The 15,682-nt window shown below is 71.4% G+C and carries 14 protein-coding genes; 7 read left to right on the top strand and 7 right to left on the bottom strand.

Going from position 1 to position 15,682, the window contains the following annotated elements:
• The first annotated feature begins 125 nt into the window (after positions 1-125).
• The 3 genes from ACWEV3_RS21345 to ACWEV3_RS21335 all read left to right on the top strand — a co-directional run bounded on the left by ACWEV3_RS21345 (position 126) and on the right by ACWEV3_RS21335 (position 2,566).
• Complete coding sequence (locus tag ACWEV3_RS21345) at positions 126-776, top strand: NUDIX domain-containing protein (RefSeq protein WP_452615598.1); 651 nt, start codon at positions 126-128, stop codon at positions 774-776.
• Positions 777-871: 95 nt separating this feature from the next.
• Positions 872-1,549 carry an LON peptidase substrate-binding domain-containing protein gene (locus ACWEV3_RS21340; RefSeq protein ID WP_452615597.1) on the top strand — a complete coding sequence of 226 codons (678 nt, stop codon included), beginning with the start codon at positions 872-874 and terminating at the stop codon, positions 1,547-1,549.
• Between the two features lie 30 nt (positions 1,550-1,579).
• A complete protein-coding gene (locus ACWEV3_RS21335; RefSeq protein ID WP_452615560.1) occupies positions 1,580-2,566 on the top strand; it encodes a hypothetical protein in 987 nt (328 codons plus the stop codon).
• A 4-nt stretch (positions 2,567-2,570) separates the two neighbouring features.
• Here ACWEV3_RS21335 and ACWEV3_RS21330 read toward each other — a convergent pair whose 3' ends face one another.
• Entirely contained in the window at positions 2,571-3,191 is a 621-nt protein-coding gene (locus tag ACWEV3_RS21330) for a DUF2567 domain-containing protein (protein ID WP_452615559.1), read from the bottom strand.
• Positions 3,192-3,346: 155 nt separating this feature from the next.
• Between ACWEV3_RS21330 and ACWEV3_RS21325 the strand changes: the two genes are divergently transcribed.
• Positions 3,347-5,338: an arabinofuranosyltransferase gene (locus tag ACWEV3_RS21325; RefSeq protein WP_452615558.1), complete on the top strand. Its 1,992-nt coding sequence runs from the start codon at positions 3,347-3,349 to the stop codon at positions 5,336-5,338.
• Here the strand turns inward: ACWEV3_RS21325 and ACWEV3_RS21320 are convergent.
• The 5 genes from ACWEV3_RS21320 to ACWEV3_RS21300 all read right to left on the bottom strand — a co-directional run bounded on the left by ACWEV3_RS21320 (position 5,314) and on the right by ACWEV3_RS21300 (position 10,741).
• Positions 5,314-6,255, bottom strand: a complete 942-nt coding sequence (locus tag ACWEV3_RS21320) for a hypothetical protein (RefSeq protein WP_452615557.1) — start codon at positions 6,253-6,255, stop codon at positions 5,314-5,316. The two genes, ACWEV3_RS21325 and ACWEV3_RS21320, sit on opposite strands and share 25 nt — an antisense overlap.
• An 81-nt stretch (positions 6,256-6,336) precedes the next feature.
• Entirely contained in the window at positions 6,337-6,975 is a 639-nt protein-coding gene (locus tag ACWEV3_RS21315; protein WP_452615556.1) for a response regulator transcription factor, read from the bottom strand.
• Positions 6,972-8,153, bottom strand: a complete 1,182-nt coding sequence (locus ACWEV3_RS21310; protein WP_452615555.1) for a sensor histidine kinase — start codon at positions 8,151-8,153, stop codon at positions 6,972-6,974. The genes ACWEV3_RS21315 and ACWEV3_RS21310 overlap by 4 nt, the downstream gene beginning before the upstream one ends.
• Positions 8,154-8,460: 307 nt before the next feature.
• A complete protein-coding gene (locus ACWEV3_RS21305) occupies positions 8,461-9,687 on the bottom strand; it encodes a cytochrome P450 family protein (RefSeq protein ID WP_452615554.1) in 1,227 nt (408 codons plus the stop codon).
• A 169-nt stretch (positions 9,688-9,856) separates the two neighbouring features.
• The gene (locus ACWEV3_RS21300) at positions 9,857-10,741 is read right to left on the bottom strand and encodes a LysR family transcriptional regulator (protein WP_452615553.1); all 885 of its coding nucleotides are present in this window, start codon (positions 10,739-10,741) and stop codon (positions 9,857-9,859) included.
• A 118-nt stretch (positions 10,742-10,859) separates the two neighbouring features.
• On the opposite strand from ACWEV3_RS21300, the gene ACWEV3_RS21295 reads away from it, so the two are divergent.
• On the top strand, positions 10,860-11,291 hold the full coding sequence (locus ACWEV3_RS21295; RefSeq protein WP_452615552.1) for a hypothetical protein: 432 nt from the start codon (positions 10,860-10,862) through the stop codon (positions 11,289-11,291).
• Positions 11,288-12,850, top strand: a complete 1,563-nt coding sequence (locus tag ACWEV3_RS21290) for a multicopper oxidase family protein (RefSeq protein ID WP_452615551.1) — start codon at positions 11,288-11,290, stop codon at positions 12,848-12,850. The genes ACWEV3_RS21295 and ACWEV3_RS21290 overlap by 4 nt, the downstream gene beginning before the upstream one ends.
• A 102-nt stretch (positions 12,851-12,952) precedes the next feature.
• Here ACWEV3_RS21290 and ACWEV3_RS21285 read toward each other — a convergent pair whose 3' ends face one another.
• Positions 12,953-13,966 carry an Lrp/AsnC family transcriptional regulator gene (locus tag ACWEV3_RS21285; RefSeq protein WP_452615550.1) on the bottom strand — a complete coding sequence of 338 codons (1,014 nt, stop codon included), beginning with the start codon at positions 13,964-13,966 and terminating at the stop codon, positions 12,953-12,955.
• Between the two features lie 184 nt (positions 13,967-14,150).
• On the opposite strand from ACWEV3_RS21285, the gene ACWEV3_RS21280 reads away from it, so the two are divergent.
• Positions 14,151-15,656, top strand: a complete 1,506-nt coding sequence (locus ACWEV3_RS21280) for an AbgT family transporter (RefSeq protein WP_452615596.1) — start codon at positions 14,151-14,153, stop codon at positions 15,654-15,656.
• The last annotated feature ends 26 nt before the right edge of the window (positions 15,657-15,682 follow it).

Genomic DNA, 15,682 nt, shown 5'->3' with positions numbered 1-15,682 from the left:
ACGACCTGCCCGGAAGGTCCGCTAGCACCCCGGATCAAGCGCTCCGAGGTTTTCGCCTTAGAATCGAAAACGTGCCACATACTAACATCGCAAGTTGTGCGGACAAGAGCGACGCTGGTCACGAAGTGCTCGCCGGAGTGCTCCAGATCCGCGATGACGGGCTTCGGGTGCTGCTCTGGCAACGCGCCCAGGAACCGGACGTGCACCGCTGGTCACTGCCCGGCGGGCGGCTCGCGTCGACCGAGGACGTCGAGACCTCCATCCGCCGCCAGCTGGCCGAGAAGGTCGACGTGCACAAGCTGTCCCACGTCGAGCAGCTCTCGGTGTTCAGCAACCCGGACCGGGTGCCCGGCCGCCGGGTGGTCGCCACCGCGTTCCTCGGCCTGGTGCCCTCCGACATCGACCCCGAGGTGCCCGCCGACACCGCCTGGCACCCGGTCGACGCACTGCCGCCGACGGCCTTCGACCACGAGCTGATCGTGCTCGCCGCGCAAGACCGGCTTCGCGCGAAGCTGTCCTACACCAACATCGGCTTCGCGCTGGCCCCGGCCGAGTTCACCGTCTCGGAGCTGCGCCGGATCTACTCCGCCGCGCTCGGCTACCAGGTCGCGGCGACGAACCTGCAGCGCGTGCTGTCGCGGCGGGGGGTGCTGGAACCCACCGGCCGGACGGTGCCCGCGGGCCCGGCCGGCGGCCGCCCGCCCGCGCTGTTCCAGTTCACCTGCCGGGACCTGCAGGTCACGGACCCCTTCGCGGTGTTCCGCCCACCGGCGTAAGGAGTGTTTCCAGACTCGTCCTGCGTGGCGGTGCGGGCAGCGCCGAGAATCACTGTGGTGCCATCGGGTGATTTGGCACGTAGGTTTGGGGCGTGATTGACGTGCTGCCGTTGTTCCCGCTGGGCTCCGCGCTGCTGCCGGGCGGCCACCTGCCGTTGCACATCTTCGAGCCGCGCTACCGGCAGCTGGTCACCGACCTGGTCGGCGAGGAGCTGCCCGACCGCCGGTTCGGCGTGGTGGGCATCCGCCAGGGCTGGGAGGTCGGCGAGGACAACGTCGACTCGATGTACGACGTCGGCTGCTCGGCGCTGCTGGACCAGGTGCGGCAGCTGCCCGGCGGGCGCTACGACATCAGCGCCGCCGGCGAGCGGCGGTTCCGGCTGCTGCAGATCGACCGGACCGCGGCGCCGTACCTGATGGCCGAGGTCGACTGGCTGCCGGACACCGCACCGGAGCACGACTCGCCGGCCCGCCGCGAGCACCTGATCACCGCCGCCCGCGCGGCCCACCAGCGCTACCACGAAACCGGGCTGCGCGGCGGGCGGCGCGACGTGCCCACCGAGGACGCCGATGCCGCGGCGCTCTCCTACCTGCTGGCCGACGATTGCGTGCTGACCGTCGAGGACCGGCAGGAGCTGCTGGCCGAGACCGATCCGCTGGAGCGGCTGCGCAACATCCGGCGGTTGCTGCTGCGGGAGGCCGAGTTCCTCCGCGAGCTCCGCGCGGTTCCGGCGCCGCTGACCGAATTCGCGCAACACGCCAGCGTCAACTGAGGTACTCGCGCGCCTCGCTAGGATCGCCGCATGTCATCACCTGGCAACTGGGGCTCCAACGAGTACGGGCAGTACGACCCGATCACCGGGCAGCCCATCGCGGGCAATCCCGGCGGATCGGCGCCGCAACCCGGCGCGCAGTACCAGGGGTTCGGCACGTTCTCGCAACCCCAGCAGCCACCGCAACAGCCGCAGCAGCAGCCGGTCCATCCGGGCATGGCCGGCGGCTACCAGGTGCAACCGGCTCCGCCGGGCAAGAGCCGCGGGCCGCTGATCGCGGCGATCGCGCTCGCCTCGGTGGCCGTGATCGCCATCGTCACGACGATCGTCGTGCTCAGCACCTCCGGCGGCCCGTCGGTGGCGTCGCCGCCGCCCCCGGCCCGCACCAGCGCGCCCACCAAGCCGACCACCAGCGCGCCGTCGCCGACGTCGGGGGTGGCCAACCCGAACCTGACGCCGGTGGTGGGCGGCTGGCAGGTGGCGACCGTGCCGAAGCGCGGCGCGATCTACGACCTGCCGGCCGGCCAGGGCTGGAAGCTCGACCCCAACCCGGAGAACGTCCACGCCTTCGGCCCGCCCGACGACCCGGTGACGATGACCGGCGTCGCCGACTACATGGAGGGCTTCTGCCCCGGCGACGCCGGCAGCTTCCGGGCGACCACGGGCGTGAGCGCGCGCAAGGGCCCGGACGACACCTCGGTGGCCAACGAGACGGCGCAGAAGCTGGCCGAACTCGCTTACGTCCGCGACGGCAACAAGCCCCTGGTCGTCCTCGGCCCGCCGGAGCAGGTGCAGCTCCCCGGCGGCATCCCGGCCGTCCGGGTCACCGCCCGCGTCACGCTGATGGCGCCCGGCCCGTGCGACTCGAAGAACGCCGCGGTCAGCGTGCTCGCCACCAACAGCGATGGGCAGAGCTCGATGGTGTTCCTCGCCGTCGCCGATCAGGACGTGCCGGACGCGGTCCCGATCGACACGCTGAACAAGATGACCCAGTCCCTGCGCGCGATGCCGAAGTGATCGATCAGCGCAGGCGGCGGCCGAGGTCGTCGAGGCCGTTCCAGGAGGCGGCGAGGCCGTAGCCGAGCGCGACGCCCAGCGGCTGGAGCAGCAGCACCCAGCCGCTGGCGACCTGCGGGGCCACCGTGATCAGGTCGCCCAGCTCCGCGTTGGGCGGCATCGCGTAGAGGCCCGCGGCGAACGAGGTGCCCATCTGCACACCCAGCCACGACGAGATCAACGCGCCGAGCACACCGGCGATGAGCAGCACCGGGCCGCGGCGCCCGCGCAGCAGCCACAGCACCGCGGCGGTCAGCAGCCCGGCGGCGAAGGCGAGCAGGGCGAAGATCGCGATCGCGTCGAAGTCGTGGTAGCCCTCCACCAGCAGCGGGGTCAGCCTTCCCCGCTCGCCGAGCACGCTCTCCTGCGGCGGCGCCAGCCGCGACCACACCCAGCCGATCGGCAGGCCCAGCAGCGCGATCAGCGACACCGCGCTCACCGCGGGCAGCAGGTCGGCCTTGACCACCACGGGCGGCACCGGCGGGGCCAGGCGCGGCACCGGCACTTCCGCCGCGGCGTCGGCCCTGGGCTCGATCCGCTCCGGGGCGGCGCGCGTGCCGCCGGACTCCACCGGGCTGTCCGCCACCCGACGACCTCCTCCTAGCGGCTACCACGACCGTTCTGCTGCGTCACCCTAGCGTTCCGCCGCGCCCTGCCAGCATCACCCGATGGCGGGGCGCAGGGCGCACATCAACTATTCTGCGCGAGCCCCCATGTCAGCTACGCCGAAGGACGCGCGAAGTGGCGGGAATCCTGCCGAGTCCGCTGTTGACCGGACCGAGCCCGATCGACGAACCTCGCCGAAATTCGGCCGTCCGGCTGCCGCTGCGCAGCACCGTCGTCGAGCTGCTGCTGGGCGCGTTCGTGGCGGCTGCGGTGAGCCTGGTGCTGCAGTTCGCCATCGCCAGGCTGAGCATCAGCGAACCCAGCTTCGCGCCGGAGGCCCTCGCGGCCGTCAGCAGCGCGCTGGTGCTGGCGGTGCTGTTACTGCTGCTGGCGTTCGGGCATCGCCGTTCGCCGCGGTGGGCGCGGGTGTTCGGCACCTGGGTGGCGCTGAGCGCGTTCAGCACGTTCGCGCTCGCGATCCCGTTGCAGGCCACCAGGTTCTACTACGGCGGGTCCTCCGTGGACAACGGATTCCGCCTGCAGTACATGACCCGGATGGTCACCACCCCGGGCCTGGCCGACCTCAACTACGCCGACACCTCCCCCTACTACCCGGGCGGCTGGTTCTGGCTGGGCGGCCGGTTCGCCAACCTCATCGGCTGGGAGGGCTGGGCGGCGTACAAGCCCTACGCGCTGGCCTGGGTGGCGGTGACCACCGTCGTCGCCTTCACGCTGTGGAGCGTCGTGGTGCGCCGCCGGCTCGCGCTGCTCGCGGCGGTGGTGACGGCGCTCGCCGGCATGCTGCACGGCATCGAGGAGCCCTACGCGTGGCCGTCGGCGGCGTGGCTGGCGCCGGTCGCGGTGCTGGCCTGGCATGCGCTGCGCCGCCAGGAGCGCGCTCCGCGGTGGGCGCTCGTCTGCATCGGCGGCTACGTCGGTTTCGCGGCGATCACCTACACCCTGCACTTCGCGTTCGCGGTGCTGATGGTCGTGCTGATGGCGGTGCTCATCGGCGCGTTCCGGGTGCACCAGGGGCAGCGGCTGTGGCCGACGGTGCGACAGCTGTTCCTGCGGCTGCTGCCGATCGGCATCGTCAGCCTCGTCATCGCGCTGCTGGTCTGGTTGCCGTACCTGCTGTCCACGAACTTCCTGCTGGCCAACCCGCGCAGCGCGGCGCAGCACTACCTGCCCGAGGACGGCGCGTTCCTGCCGGTGCCGATGATGGAGGGCACCGCGTTCGGGGTGCTGTGCCTGGCCGGGCTGGTGTGGCTGCTGCTGCGGTGCCGCCGCAGCGAGGTCGCCGCCGCGATGCTGACCACCGTCCTCGCCGTCTACGGCTGGTTCGTGCTGTCGACGGTGGCGCTGATCGCCAAGACCACGCTGCTGGCGTTCCGGCTCAACGTGATCCTGGACGTGACGCTGGCCGTCGCGGGCGTCTTCGGCCTGCTGGAACTCATCGGCTACCTGCGGCACAAGCTGGACGCCCGGTACGCGCTGCGGATCAGCATGGTCGCCACCGCGCTCGGGCTGCTCGGCGCGATCACCATCAACCAGGGCGCGATCGGGCTGGCGCTGCAGCCGTCCGTCGAACGCGCCTACGCGGACTACTACCCCACCGGCGACAACGCGATGGGGCAGCGCGATCCGCAGGAGCTCGGCTCGTGGACCGCCGCCGAGGTCGCCGCGATCGCCGAGCTGACCGGCCGCGCGCCGGAGCACAACGTGCTGCTCACGACCGACTACAAGCTGATGTCCTTCAAGCCCTACTGGGGTTTCCAGCAGGAGACGCCGCACTACGCCAACCCGCTGGCGGACTACCAGGAGCGCGCCGCCGAGATCCGCCGGTGGACGACCGCGAAGACCGCCGACGAGTTCCTCGGCATGCTGCGCGACAGCCGGTTCAAGACGCCCAACGTCTTCGTCCTGACCAACCCGGCGAGCCCGTACTCCACAGTGGAGCTCCCGGATGACGAGGCGGGCAAGCTGGTGCTGCAGCTGAAGGACGACGCCTTCCCGCAGCTGCCGAACGTCCGGGACTACGACGTCTACTTCGACCCGGCGGTGTTCGACTCGCCCGCCTTCGCCAAGCGCGAGGTCGGTCCCTACACCATCATCGCGCTGCGCTGACCGGTGCTGCGGCGGATCTTGTAGTTCACCGCCGCCAGCACCAGGGCGATCGACCACAGCGGCCAGAGGAACATCGGCAGCCAGACCAGAGCGTGTTCGAGGCCGAACCCGGTTTCGGCGAACAGCATCGTCAGGATCACCTTGGACGCCGCGAGCACGAGCACGGACACGGTCAGCGCGGGCACGACGGCCAGGTCGACCGGGACCGGCCGCCCGGCGGCACCGGGGATCCAGCGCGGGAACCGCTCGCCCCAGGGCCGGATCAGCCCCCAGGTGAGCGCCGCGCCGCCGGTCGCCGCCAGGGCCAGGCCGAGCCCGGCCAGCACCGCGTCGCGCTCCATCGGCAGGTCGAAGCCCGGCACCTGCAGTGCCATCAGGACCCGCGTGGCGGCGTAGACCAGCGGCGCCTCCATGGCGATCTTGGTCCACCGCCGGGTCCGCGCGGCTGCCCGATCCGGGTCCTGAGCTGCGGCGTTCTCCGTCGCCCGGCTCACCAGCACCCACAGCAGGCTCGCGGCGGCAGCGGCGATGCCGACCTGCACCAGCAGCGACGGCGAGAGGTAGATGCCGAGCCTGTCGGCGTGCCCGGTCAGGGCCGAGAACGCCATGAACGGCAGGTATCCGATGGCGGCCAGCACGCCCGCGTCCAGCAGCAGGGCCAGCGCGCCGACCGCGGCCACCCCGGCGATCCGGCCGCGCCTCCGCACCGCCGCGACGAGGGTGAGCGCACCGACCGCGGCCAGCACCAGGTGCGCGGCGGGTTGCGGCAGGAACAGCAGCGATCGCCCGAAGCTGTCATCCGCCACGGCGAGCGGGTTGGGGATTCCGGTCGCCCAGCACAGCAGCGAGATCGCGATCAGGGCCAGTCCGGTGATTCCGGCCAGGTAGACCGGGAAGCGGTGTCTTTCGCTTGTCATGCCCCGATGTTCGCCGCGAGCGCCCCTCGCGGACTTCCTCCGCGGCGGACCCGTTTCCTCCTCCTCAAGAAGGAGGCTCGGTCACACCACGCCGTTCTCGTAGGCCCAGATCACCGCGTGCAGGCGGTCGCGGACCGCGAGCTTGCGCAGGATCGCGCCGACGTGGGTCTTCACCGTCGTCTCCGCCAGGTGCAGCTCGGCGCCGATCTCGGCGTTGGACGAGCCGCGCGCCAGCGAGACGAGCACGTCGCGTTCCCGGGCGGTCAGCGCCTCCCACTCCGGCCGGTGCCGGGGCGCCGCGCGGCGGGCGAGTTCCAGCAGGCTGCCGGTCGCGCGGGGCGAGACGATCGAATGTCCCTTGTGGACCGTCCGGACCGCTTCGACGACGTCCTCGCCCGGCGTGTCCTTGGTGAGGAATCCGCTGGCGCCGGCCCGCAGCGCGGCGAACAGGTTCTCGTCGAGGTCGAACGTGGTCAGGACCAGCACGCGGGTGCCGGGCACCTCACCGGTGATCAGCCCGGTCGCGGCGATGCCGTCCAGGCCGGGCATCCGGATGTCCATCAGCATCACGTCCACCCGGTGGGCCCGGCACGCCTCGACGGCCTCCCGGCCCGTCGACGCCTCGGCCACGCACTCCAGGTCGTCGTGCAGGCCGATCACGGTGGTCAGCGCGGACCGGATGAGCTGCTGGTCGTCGGCGACGACGACGCGGATCGTCATCGCGCGGAATACCCGAACTCGGCCCGGACCTCGGTCCCGGCACCAGGCTCGCTGCGCACCACGAAATCGCCTCCGATCTGCCGCATCCGCTCGGCCATGCCGACGATGCCATAGCCGCCGCGCGCGGTGAGATCGGCCGCGGTGCCCGGCCCGTCGTCCGACACCGCCACCACGAGCCGGTCCGCGCCCCAGTCCAGGGCGACCCGGCAGGAGACCCCGGAGCCGACGTGCTTGAGGGCGTTGGTGACCGATTCCTGGACGATCCGGTAGACGGCGTGGCGCTGCGCGGTGCTGATCTCGCGCGGGGTGCCGGTGCCGACCAGCTCGACGTCGGCGCCCGTGCCGCGGAACTTCTCGACCAGCTCGGCGAGATCGCCGCCGGTCTCGATGCTCTCGTCGCCGGCACGCAAAACGCCGAGCATGCTGCGCATCTCCCCCATCGCCTCCCGGCCGACCTCCACCGCCGTGCCGATCATCGCCCGCGCCTTCGCCGGATCGCGGTCGAAGACCAGCCGCGCGGTGTCGGCCTGGGCGAGCACGACGGCCAGCGAATGCGCGACCACGTCGTGGATCTCCCGGGCGATCAGCCGGCGCTCGGCGGCGATGGCGTCACGCACCTGCTGCTCGCGCAGCTGCTCCGCCTGCGCCGCGCGGTCCTCCAGCGAGCGCACGTAAGCGACCCTGATCCGCCGGTACCGGCCAAGCGCCCAGGCCGCGAGCACCGAGCCCACCGCCCCAGCCCCCAGACCGACGACGGTGGGCCAGTCGATCGCGGGCTCCGGGTAGTCGAAGAGCACCCGCGCCACGACGATCGCGGCGCCGAGCAAGCCGCACAGCACCGGCAGCGCGGACCGCTCGGCGTACGCGACGACCGAGTACAGCAGCACCGGGTAGATCAGCGAGAACGGCAGCAGCACGGGCGAGACGTCACCGGGGATGTCCGGCAGTGCGACCAACACCAGCATCGCGATCGAGCCCGCGACGAACGCCCCGGTCGGCCGCACCCGGCGGAAGCCCAGGCTCGCGGAGAGCCAGACCGAAACCGCGAGCAGCGCCGCCGCCAGCAGCGGATCGGCGCCCCGCACGGCGGCCAGCGACGTGCCGCCGGCCAATGCGAGGACGAGCACCGCCACCACGCCGTCGGCCACCAGCGGTCGGCCCGGCCACGAGATCCGCATCGGACCAAGGTAACCGCGCCACCCGACCCGGAACCTCCTCCTCCAGGAGGAGATCGTCCCGCCGGAAAGCGGTCGGCCCCACCGGAGAGCTCGCCTCAACCGGAGCCGCCACCTCGGTAGCCGACACCTCGGCTGCGTCCGGCCGCAATTTCAATGGAAATCGAAGGTCCGATTTCCATTGAAATTGCGGACCCTCAACCTCCGACCGGCTCCTCCACCGCGCGTGGTCGCAGTTTCAATTGAAACTGGACGTCCGATTTGAGCCGGTGGTCCGCAGTTTCAATTGAAACTGCGGACCACCCCCGGGTCAGTGCGTTCCGGGGTGGACCGGGAGGCTGCGGAGGCCGTGGATCAGGCTGCTGAAGCGCCACTGGGCGTCCTCCACCGAGCCGGCCGGCCGGAGGTTCGGGAAGCGCTCGACGAGGTGCCGGATCGCGATCTGCGCCTCCAGGCGGGCCAGCTGCGCGCCCAGGCAGAAGTGGATGCCGTGGCCGAAGGCCAGGTGGCCGTGCGCGTCGCGCTTGATGTCGAAGCGCTCCGGCTCGGCGAAGCGGTCCGGGTCGTTGTTCGCCGACGTCAGCCCCACCCAGACGATCTCGCCCGCCGGGATCTCCACGCCGCCGACATCGATCGCCTCGGCGGTGAACCGGAACGTCCCGTGGATCACCGGGCCGTCGAAGCGCAGCATCTCCTCGACCGCGGCGGGCACCAGCCCCGGATCCGCCACCAGCGCCGCCCACTGGTCCGGGTTGCGCAGCAGCGCCAGCACCCCGTTGCCGATCAGGTTCACCGTCGTCTCGTGCCCGGCGACCAGCAGCAGGAACACCATCGAGATCAGTTCCTGCTCGCTGAGCCGGTCCTCGTCCTCGGTGGCCTCGATGAGCCCGGTGAGCAGGTCGTCGGCCGGTTCGCGGCGCTTGATCTCGATGAGCTCGATCAGGTACTGGGCCATCGCCTCGGCGGCCTGCTTGGCCAACTCGCGGTCCGAGGCGTCGACGAGGGTGTTGGTCCAGGTCCGGAAGTCGTCCCGGCGGGACTCGTCGACGCCGAGCAGCTCGGAGATCACCTGGATCGGCAGCGGGAACGCGAGGGCGTCCAGCAGGTCCACTTCGGACTTGTCGGCCATCGCGTCCAGCAGCGTCGCGCTGATCTCCTCGACGCGCGGGCGCATGCCCTCCACCCGGCGCGCGGTGAACGCCTTGACCACGAGCTTGCGCAGGCGGGTGTGGTCCGGCGGGTCCGTGTTCAGCATGTGCCCGGCCAGCTCGCTGGCGAACTCCCGGCGGTTCGCGCCCGGCGGCAGCTTCTCGCTGATCACCTGCTTGATCTGGCTGGAGTCCTTGCTGAGCCGGGGGCCCGCCAACGCGGCGCGCGCGTCGTCGTAGCGGGTGATCACCCAGACCTCCAGGCCGTCCCGCGTGACCATCCGCTGCACCGGGGTGGCGGCCCGCAGCTCGTCGAACCGGGCGTGCAGGTGCTGCACGAATTCTTGGCCGAAGACGGGAAGTTCGGTGTACGCCTCGGTGGTGGACATCGGGATTCCTTCGCATTAGGCAATCGTTGACCCTGAAATCCAGTGAACTCCTTTCACGTCCAGCTGTCACACCGATCTGAGAACCCGCTCAGCTATGCGCATTCGGCCGCGCGCCACCGACGCCGAACGGCGCAACGCTTGCGACGGAAAGCGTTCTTCGACCGATTCGTCACCTCGCCGCGTCGCTGCGGATGGCGTCGGTGACGTGCTCGCGGAACCGCCGCGCGGCCGCGGAGAGGTAGGCGTCCCGGCGCCACACGAACGACAGGGTGCGGTGGCAGTCGGGCGAATCGACGCGCAGGAGTGCCAGCGGCGCCACGTCGTGGTGGCCGGCCATCTCCGGGACGAATCCGACGCCGAGCCCCATGCTGATCAGGAACGCCGTCCCGCCCGGCTCGTTGCCCTCGCAGGCGATCGACAGCGGCTGCCCCGCGGCGGCGAACAACCGCTCCGCCAGCACTCGCGGCCAGTAGCCGTGGTCGGTGGTGATGAACGGCTCTCCCGCGAGTTCCTCGATGCCGACGCTCTCCCGGGACGCCAAGCGGTGTCCGGCCGGGACCGCGAGCAGCACCTCCTCGCGCAGCACCTCGGCCACCTCCAGCGCCGGGTCGTCCACCGGCTGCGACGACAGGCAGAGGTCCACTTCGCCGTGGCGGAGCCGTTGCAGCATCACTTCCGCCGGCGCCTGGTAGAGCCGCACGTCGATGCCCGGATGCTCGGCGCGGAAGCCGACCAGCGCGGAGACGACCGTGTACATCGTTTCGGAGGCGACCACGATGCTGCCGTGCGCCAGCCCGGCCGCGTCGGCGAGCTCCTGCCGGCCGTCGTCGAGCTCCCCCAGCGCCCGGTCGACCCTCCGCAGGAACGCCGAGCCGAAGCGGTTCAGCCGGATGTGGCGCCCCTGCCGGTCGAACAGCGGGACGCCGAGCTCGGTCTCCAGCCGCGCGATGGTGCGGCTCAGCGACGGCTGGGAGACCCGCAGCTCCGCCGCGGCCCGGCTGATGTGTTCGTGGCGCGCGACGGCCTGGAAGTAGCGCAGCGGCAGCAGATCCATCAGATCATCATGCCTCATGAGACATGAGTACATAGCGAAATTGGCCTTGGAAGGCATCGAAGAACGCGATTAACGTCGCAATCGCTCCGAGAATCCCGACCATTCAGGAAGAACTGCGATGGGACCGTCCACTTCGGCCGAACCGGCCGCACCTGCCCGAGACCGGACCCGTCCGGCGTTGTTCGCGCTCCGCCTCGTCGCGGCGGCCCACGCGGTGGCCATCTTCGGGCAACCGGTGTTCGCGGGCGTTTTCCTCAGCGGCGACTACGACATGCTGCACAACCACGCCGTCGGCGCCGACGTCGTCTTCTACCTCGCCCTGGTGCAGCTCGTCGCCGCGATCGTGCTCTGGGCGCTGCGCGGTGCGCGCTGGCCGAGCGCGGTGACCCTGCTGATCGTCCTCGGCGAAACGGCCCAGTACTTCGCCGGCCTGAACGGCGCGCTCGACCTGCACTTCCCGCTGGGCGTCGCGCTGATCGTCCTGACCTTCATCTCGCTGATCGCGCTCCTGCGGCCGAGCACCCTGGGCCTCCCGGAGGTGACCCGATGAGCGGCCGGCTGGGACGCCGCCGGTTCCTCGGCCTCACCGGCGGTGCCGGGCTGGTGCTGGCCGCCGGCCTGGGCGGCCCGCAGCTGCTGGCGCAGCGCACCTCGACCGGCGCGATCCTGCGCAGCGCCATCCGCCCGCCCGCCCCGTTCCAGCTGCCGCTGCGCCTGCCGCCGGTGCTCGAACCTGTTGCGCGGGACGGGAAAGCCGATCACTACGAGATCACCGCCCGGGAGTCGGCGGTGGAGATCCTGCCCGGCGTGCGCACGCCGATCTGGGGCTACGAAGGCATCTTCCCTGGCCCGACCATCGAATCCCGGCGCGGCCGCCCCGCGATCGTCCGGCACCGCAACGACCTTCCGGTGCCGACCGTCGTGCACCTGCACGGCGGGCACACCCCACCGGAGTCCGACGGCTACCCCACCGACCTGGTCCTGCCCGCCCGGGGCTGGTCCGGCGGCCACCACTCGATGCACGACCCGGCGGCCGTGATCACCGAAGGCACGCGCGACTACACCTTCCCGCTCGACCAGCGCGCGGCGCTGCTCTGGTACCACGACCACCGGATGGACTTCACCGGCCCGGCGGTGTACCGCGGGCTGGCCGGGTTGCACATCGTGCGCGACGACGAGGAGGACGCCCTCCCGCTGCCGCGCGGCGAGCGCGAGATCCCGCTGCTGATCACCGACCGGGCGTTCGCCGCGGACGGCTCCTTCGACTACCCGTCGCTCGACCCGTCGCTGACCCGGGTGCCCGGCGTGACCGACCCCTACCTGGCCGGCGTGCTCGGCGACGTCATCCTGGTCAACGGCGTGCCGTGGCCGGTCCACGAGGTGTCGGCGACGCGGCACCGGCTGCGCCTGCTCAACGCCTCCAACGCCCGCCGCTACGAGCTCGCGCTGGACCCGCCGCCCCCGGACGGCCCGGCGTTCGTGCAGATCGGATCCGACGGCGGCCTGCTCGAATCCCCGCGCGAGCACGGCAGCATCACGCTCGCGTCCGCCGAACGCGTCGACGCGATCGTCGACTTCGGGCGCTACCCGGTCGGCACCGAGGTCACCCTCGTCAACCGGCTGGGCGCCGGCTCGACGGCGCAGGTGATGCGGTTCCGCGTGACACGGCGGGAACGCGACGACACCGCCATCCCGGCGCGACTGTCCGAAGTGGAGCCGCTGCGCCGCGAACAGGCCGTGGTGACGAGGGATTTCTCCTTCCGCAGCGGGCGGCACGGCGACCGGCACGGCTGGCTGATCGGCGGCCGCCCGTTCGACACCGGCTACGTGGCGGCCCAGCCGCGGCTCGGCGACGTGGAGATCTGGCGCTTCGTCACCGACCTGCACCACCCGATCCACCTGCACCTGGTGAACTTCCAGGTCCTCTCCCGCGGCGGCCGCGCGCCCGGCCCGCTGGACGGCGGCTGGAAGGACACCGTCGACCTGGGCCCGGGCGAGGCGGTGGAGGTCATCGCCCGCTTCGACGGCTACCGGGGCCGCTACGTCTTCCACTGCCACAACGCGGAGCACGAGGACATGGGCATGATGGCGACCTTCGAAACCGTGTGACCGACGGCCCGTGAGCGTTTTGGGGCGCCATAGCACCCCGAAACGCTCACGGTCCACGACGCGACCGGCACCCCCGACCGACGGCCCGCGCCGCCCGGGAGGTCAGCCGTCGGTGGGCAGGCGGGCCTCGCCGAGGCGGTTGCGGTCCCGGCCGATCCAGTAGCGGCGCAGGACGTCCAGGACGACCGAGACCTCGACGGAGCGGATTCCCCGCAGTTGCGCCAGGTCGCCGGAGAGGAAGTCCGCCAGGTGCTCCTCGTCCCGGAAGACGCCCTGGTGGATCACCGTCGCGCTGCCCGCGACCATCGACACGTAGCGGGCGGAGGGATGGCCGCCCAGGGCCCGCCCGACCTCGTCGGTGGAGCCCGGTTCGGTGGTCAGCGAGAGCGCCACCTCCAGGTGGAAGCCCAGCAGGGCGGGCTCCACCTCGACGCGCGGCCGGACGACCTGCCGCTCCAGCAAACCGGCGATCAGCCGGTGCGCGGTGGACTGGCTGACGCCCAGGTCGCGCGCCAGCTCGCTGGACGTCAGCCGCGCGTCGGCGTGCAGCAACCGGGCCGCCCGGCGCTCGTGCTCGGAAAACCCTTGGGCCGCAGGCTCTTCGGGCTGCTCGATGCGGTGCGGGGCGAGCACGGCGCGCTGGTCGTCGTCGAGCTGGCGCACCCGCCACGCGTCGGCCCGGCCGAAGGGCCGCAGCACCAGGTCCGACTGCGTGGCGACCACCCCGGCCAGGCCCGGGATGCGCCGCGTCAGCAGGTCCTTCACCGCGTCCCGGCGCGCCGGGTGGACCGTGCAGTACACGTCCGCGCGCCCCGTCGTCATGGCGACGTACTGCGCTTCGGGCAGTTCGGCGACGCGGTGGGCGACGTTCTGCAGCTGCCCGGCCTCGGTGGTGATCCAGACGTGCCGGGGATGGGTGTCGGAGAACAGCCGCCAGTCGAGCTGCCCGATCACGCGCAACAATCGGTCGCCGTGCAGGCGCTGCAACCGCCGCCCGACGGTGCTGGCGGAACTGCCCAGCGCCTCGGCCAGCGCGTTGATGGGCGCCCGCGGCGCCTCCTGCAACGCGGCGACCAGGTTCAGATCGAGCTCGTCCAGCACGGCATCTCCGCCCACACCGTCGATACTAAGCCCACATGTTCCCGTTGGATGAATAGATGCACCATCTCGATCGCGACTATTGACAGTTCACGTCATGTCCGATTTGAATGTCGCCCTATCGGAGCAACGACGTGATCGGCCGCACCGGGTTAGGAGCTGCAAGGTGACCACCACCGGGGACGCGCGGAGCACGCGCTCGATGTCCTTGCTGCTGCGCTTCCTGCAGGGCGTGGAACGCCTGGGGAACAAGCTGCCGCACCCGTTCTGGCTGTTCACCATGATGGCGGGCCTCGTCATCGCGCTCAGCGCGGTGCTCAGCGCCATCGGCGTCTCCGCGGTGTCCCCCGTGGACGGCAAGACGATCCAGGTGAAGAGCCTGCTGTCGGCCGAAGGCGTGCAGGCGATCATCGGCGACGCGGTCGACAACTTCGCGGCCTTCCCGCCGCTGGCGCTGATCATCGTGGTGATGCTGGGCGTTTCCGTCGCCGAGCACAGCGGCCTGCTCAGCGCGATGCTGCGCGGCAGCGTCACCCGCGTCCCGGCCAAGTACCTGACCTTCGTCGTGGCGCTGGTCGGGATCAGCGGCAGCGTGGCCTCCGACGCCGCCTACGTGGTGCTGATCCCGCTGGGCGCGATGGTGTTCAAGGCCGTCGGCCGGAGCCCGGTCCTCGGCCTGGTGGTGGCGTTCGGTTCGATCTCGGCCGGCTACAACGCCTCGCTGCTGCTGACGCCCACCGACGCGATCCTGGCCGGGCTGACCACCACCGCCGCCCACCTCATCGACCCGAACTACACCGTCACGCCGCTGGCCAACTACTACTTCTCGATCGGCTCGGCGATCTTCCTCGCGTTCGTGATCACCCTGATCACGGAGCTCGTGCTCACCAAGCGCACCGCCGGGATGGCCACCGACGGCGCCCCGGACCAGCAGCTCGGCGAGATGCGGCTGACCGCCGCCGAGCGCCGGGGCCTGCGCAACGCCGGGCTGACCCTGCTGGCCCTCGTCGCGGTGCTGGTGGCGGTGCTGGTGCCCAGCGGCTCACCGTTCCGCGGCGAGGACGGCGACGTCCTCGGCTCGCCGATCATCACCGGGGTCGCCTACGTCCTGGGCTTCGCCTTCCTGCTCACCGGCGCGGTCTACGGCCGCAGCACCGGATCGATCGCCCGCGCCGCCGAGATCCCCGGCGCGATGGCCAAGGGCGTGGTCGACCTGGCGCCCGTGGTGGTGCTGTTCTTCGCCGCCTCCCAGTTCCTGGCCTACTTCAAGTGGACGCACATCGGCGAGATCATCGCCATCCACGGCGCGGCGCTGCTGCAGGCGGCCAACGTGCACCCGCTCGTGCTGTTCCTCGGCCTGATCGCGCTCGTCACCTGCATCAACCTGGTGATCACCAGCGGCTCGGCGCAGTGGGCGCTGGTCGGCCCGATCCTGGTGCCGATGTTCATGCTGCTCAGCGTGTCGCCGGAGACGACGCAGGCGGTGTACCGGATCGCGGATTCGGCGACGAACCTGATCAGCCCGATGAGCCCGTACTTCGCGATGGCGCTCGGCCTCCTGCAGCGGTACCGCAAGGAGGCCGGGATCGGCACGCTCATGTCGCTGACCATCCCGATCTCCTTCGCGGTGCTGGTCAGCTGGACCCTGTTCTTCATCGCGTGGTGGGCGCTCGGCGTGCCCCTGGGCCCGGGTGCCCCGGTGCGATGAACACGCAAGCACGAGCAGAGAGGTGA

The sequence above is a fragment of the Saccharopolyspora sp. NPDC003752 genome, from assembly GCF_053605825.1.
The sequence above is the reverse complement of the archived record's forward strand: the minus strand, read 5'-3'. Positions and strand labels throughout refer to the sequence as shown.

What these genes read in the sequence shown, in the direction of transcription:
- ACWEV3_RS21280 (WP_452615596.1), top strand. Translation starts at nt 14,151, where the DNA reads ATGTCCTTGCTGCTGCGCTTCCTGCAGGGCGTGGAACGCCTGGGGAAC.
- ACWEV3_RS21335 (WP_452615560.1), top strand. Translation starts at nt 1,580, where the DNA reads ATGTCATCACCTGGCAACTGGGGCTCCAACGAGTACGGGCAGTACGAC.
- ACWEV3_RS21310 (WP_452615555.1), bottom strand. Translation starts at nt 8,153, where the DNA reads ATGCGGATCTCGTGGCCGGGCCGACCGCTGGTGGCCGACGGCGTGGTG.
- ACWEV3_RS21315 (WP_452615556.1), bottom strand. Translation starts at nt 6,975, where the DNA reads ATGACGATCCGCGTCGTCGTCGCCGACGACCAGCAGCTCATCCGGTCC.
- ACWEV3_RS21305 (WP_452615554.1), bottom strand. Translation starts at nt 9,687, where the DNA reads ATGTCCACCACCGAGGCGTACACCGAACTTCCCGTCTTCGGCCAAGAA.
- ACWEV3_RS21290 (WP_452615551.1), top strand. Translation starts at nt 11,288, where the DNA reads ATGAGCGGCCGGCTGGGACGCCGCCGGTTCCTCGGCCTCACCGGCGGT.
- ACWEV3_RS21320 (WP_452615557.1), bottom strand. Translation starts at nt 6,255, where the DNA reads ATGACAAGCGAAAGACACCGCTTCCCGGTCTACCTGGCCGGAATCACC.
- ACWEV3_RS21295 (WP_452615552.1), top strand. Translation starts at nt 10,860, where the DNA reads ATGGGACCGTCCACTTCGGCCGAACCGGCCGCACCTGCCCGAGACCGG.
- ACWEV3_RS21300 (WP_452615553.1), bottom strand. Translation starts at nt 10,741, where the DNA reads ATGGATCTGCTGCCGCTGCGCTACTTCCAGGCCGTCGCGCGCCACGAA.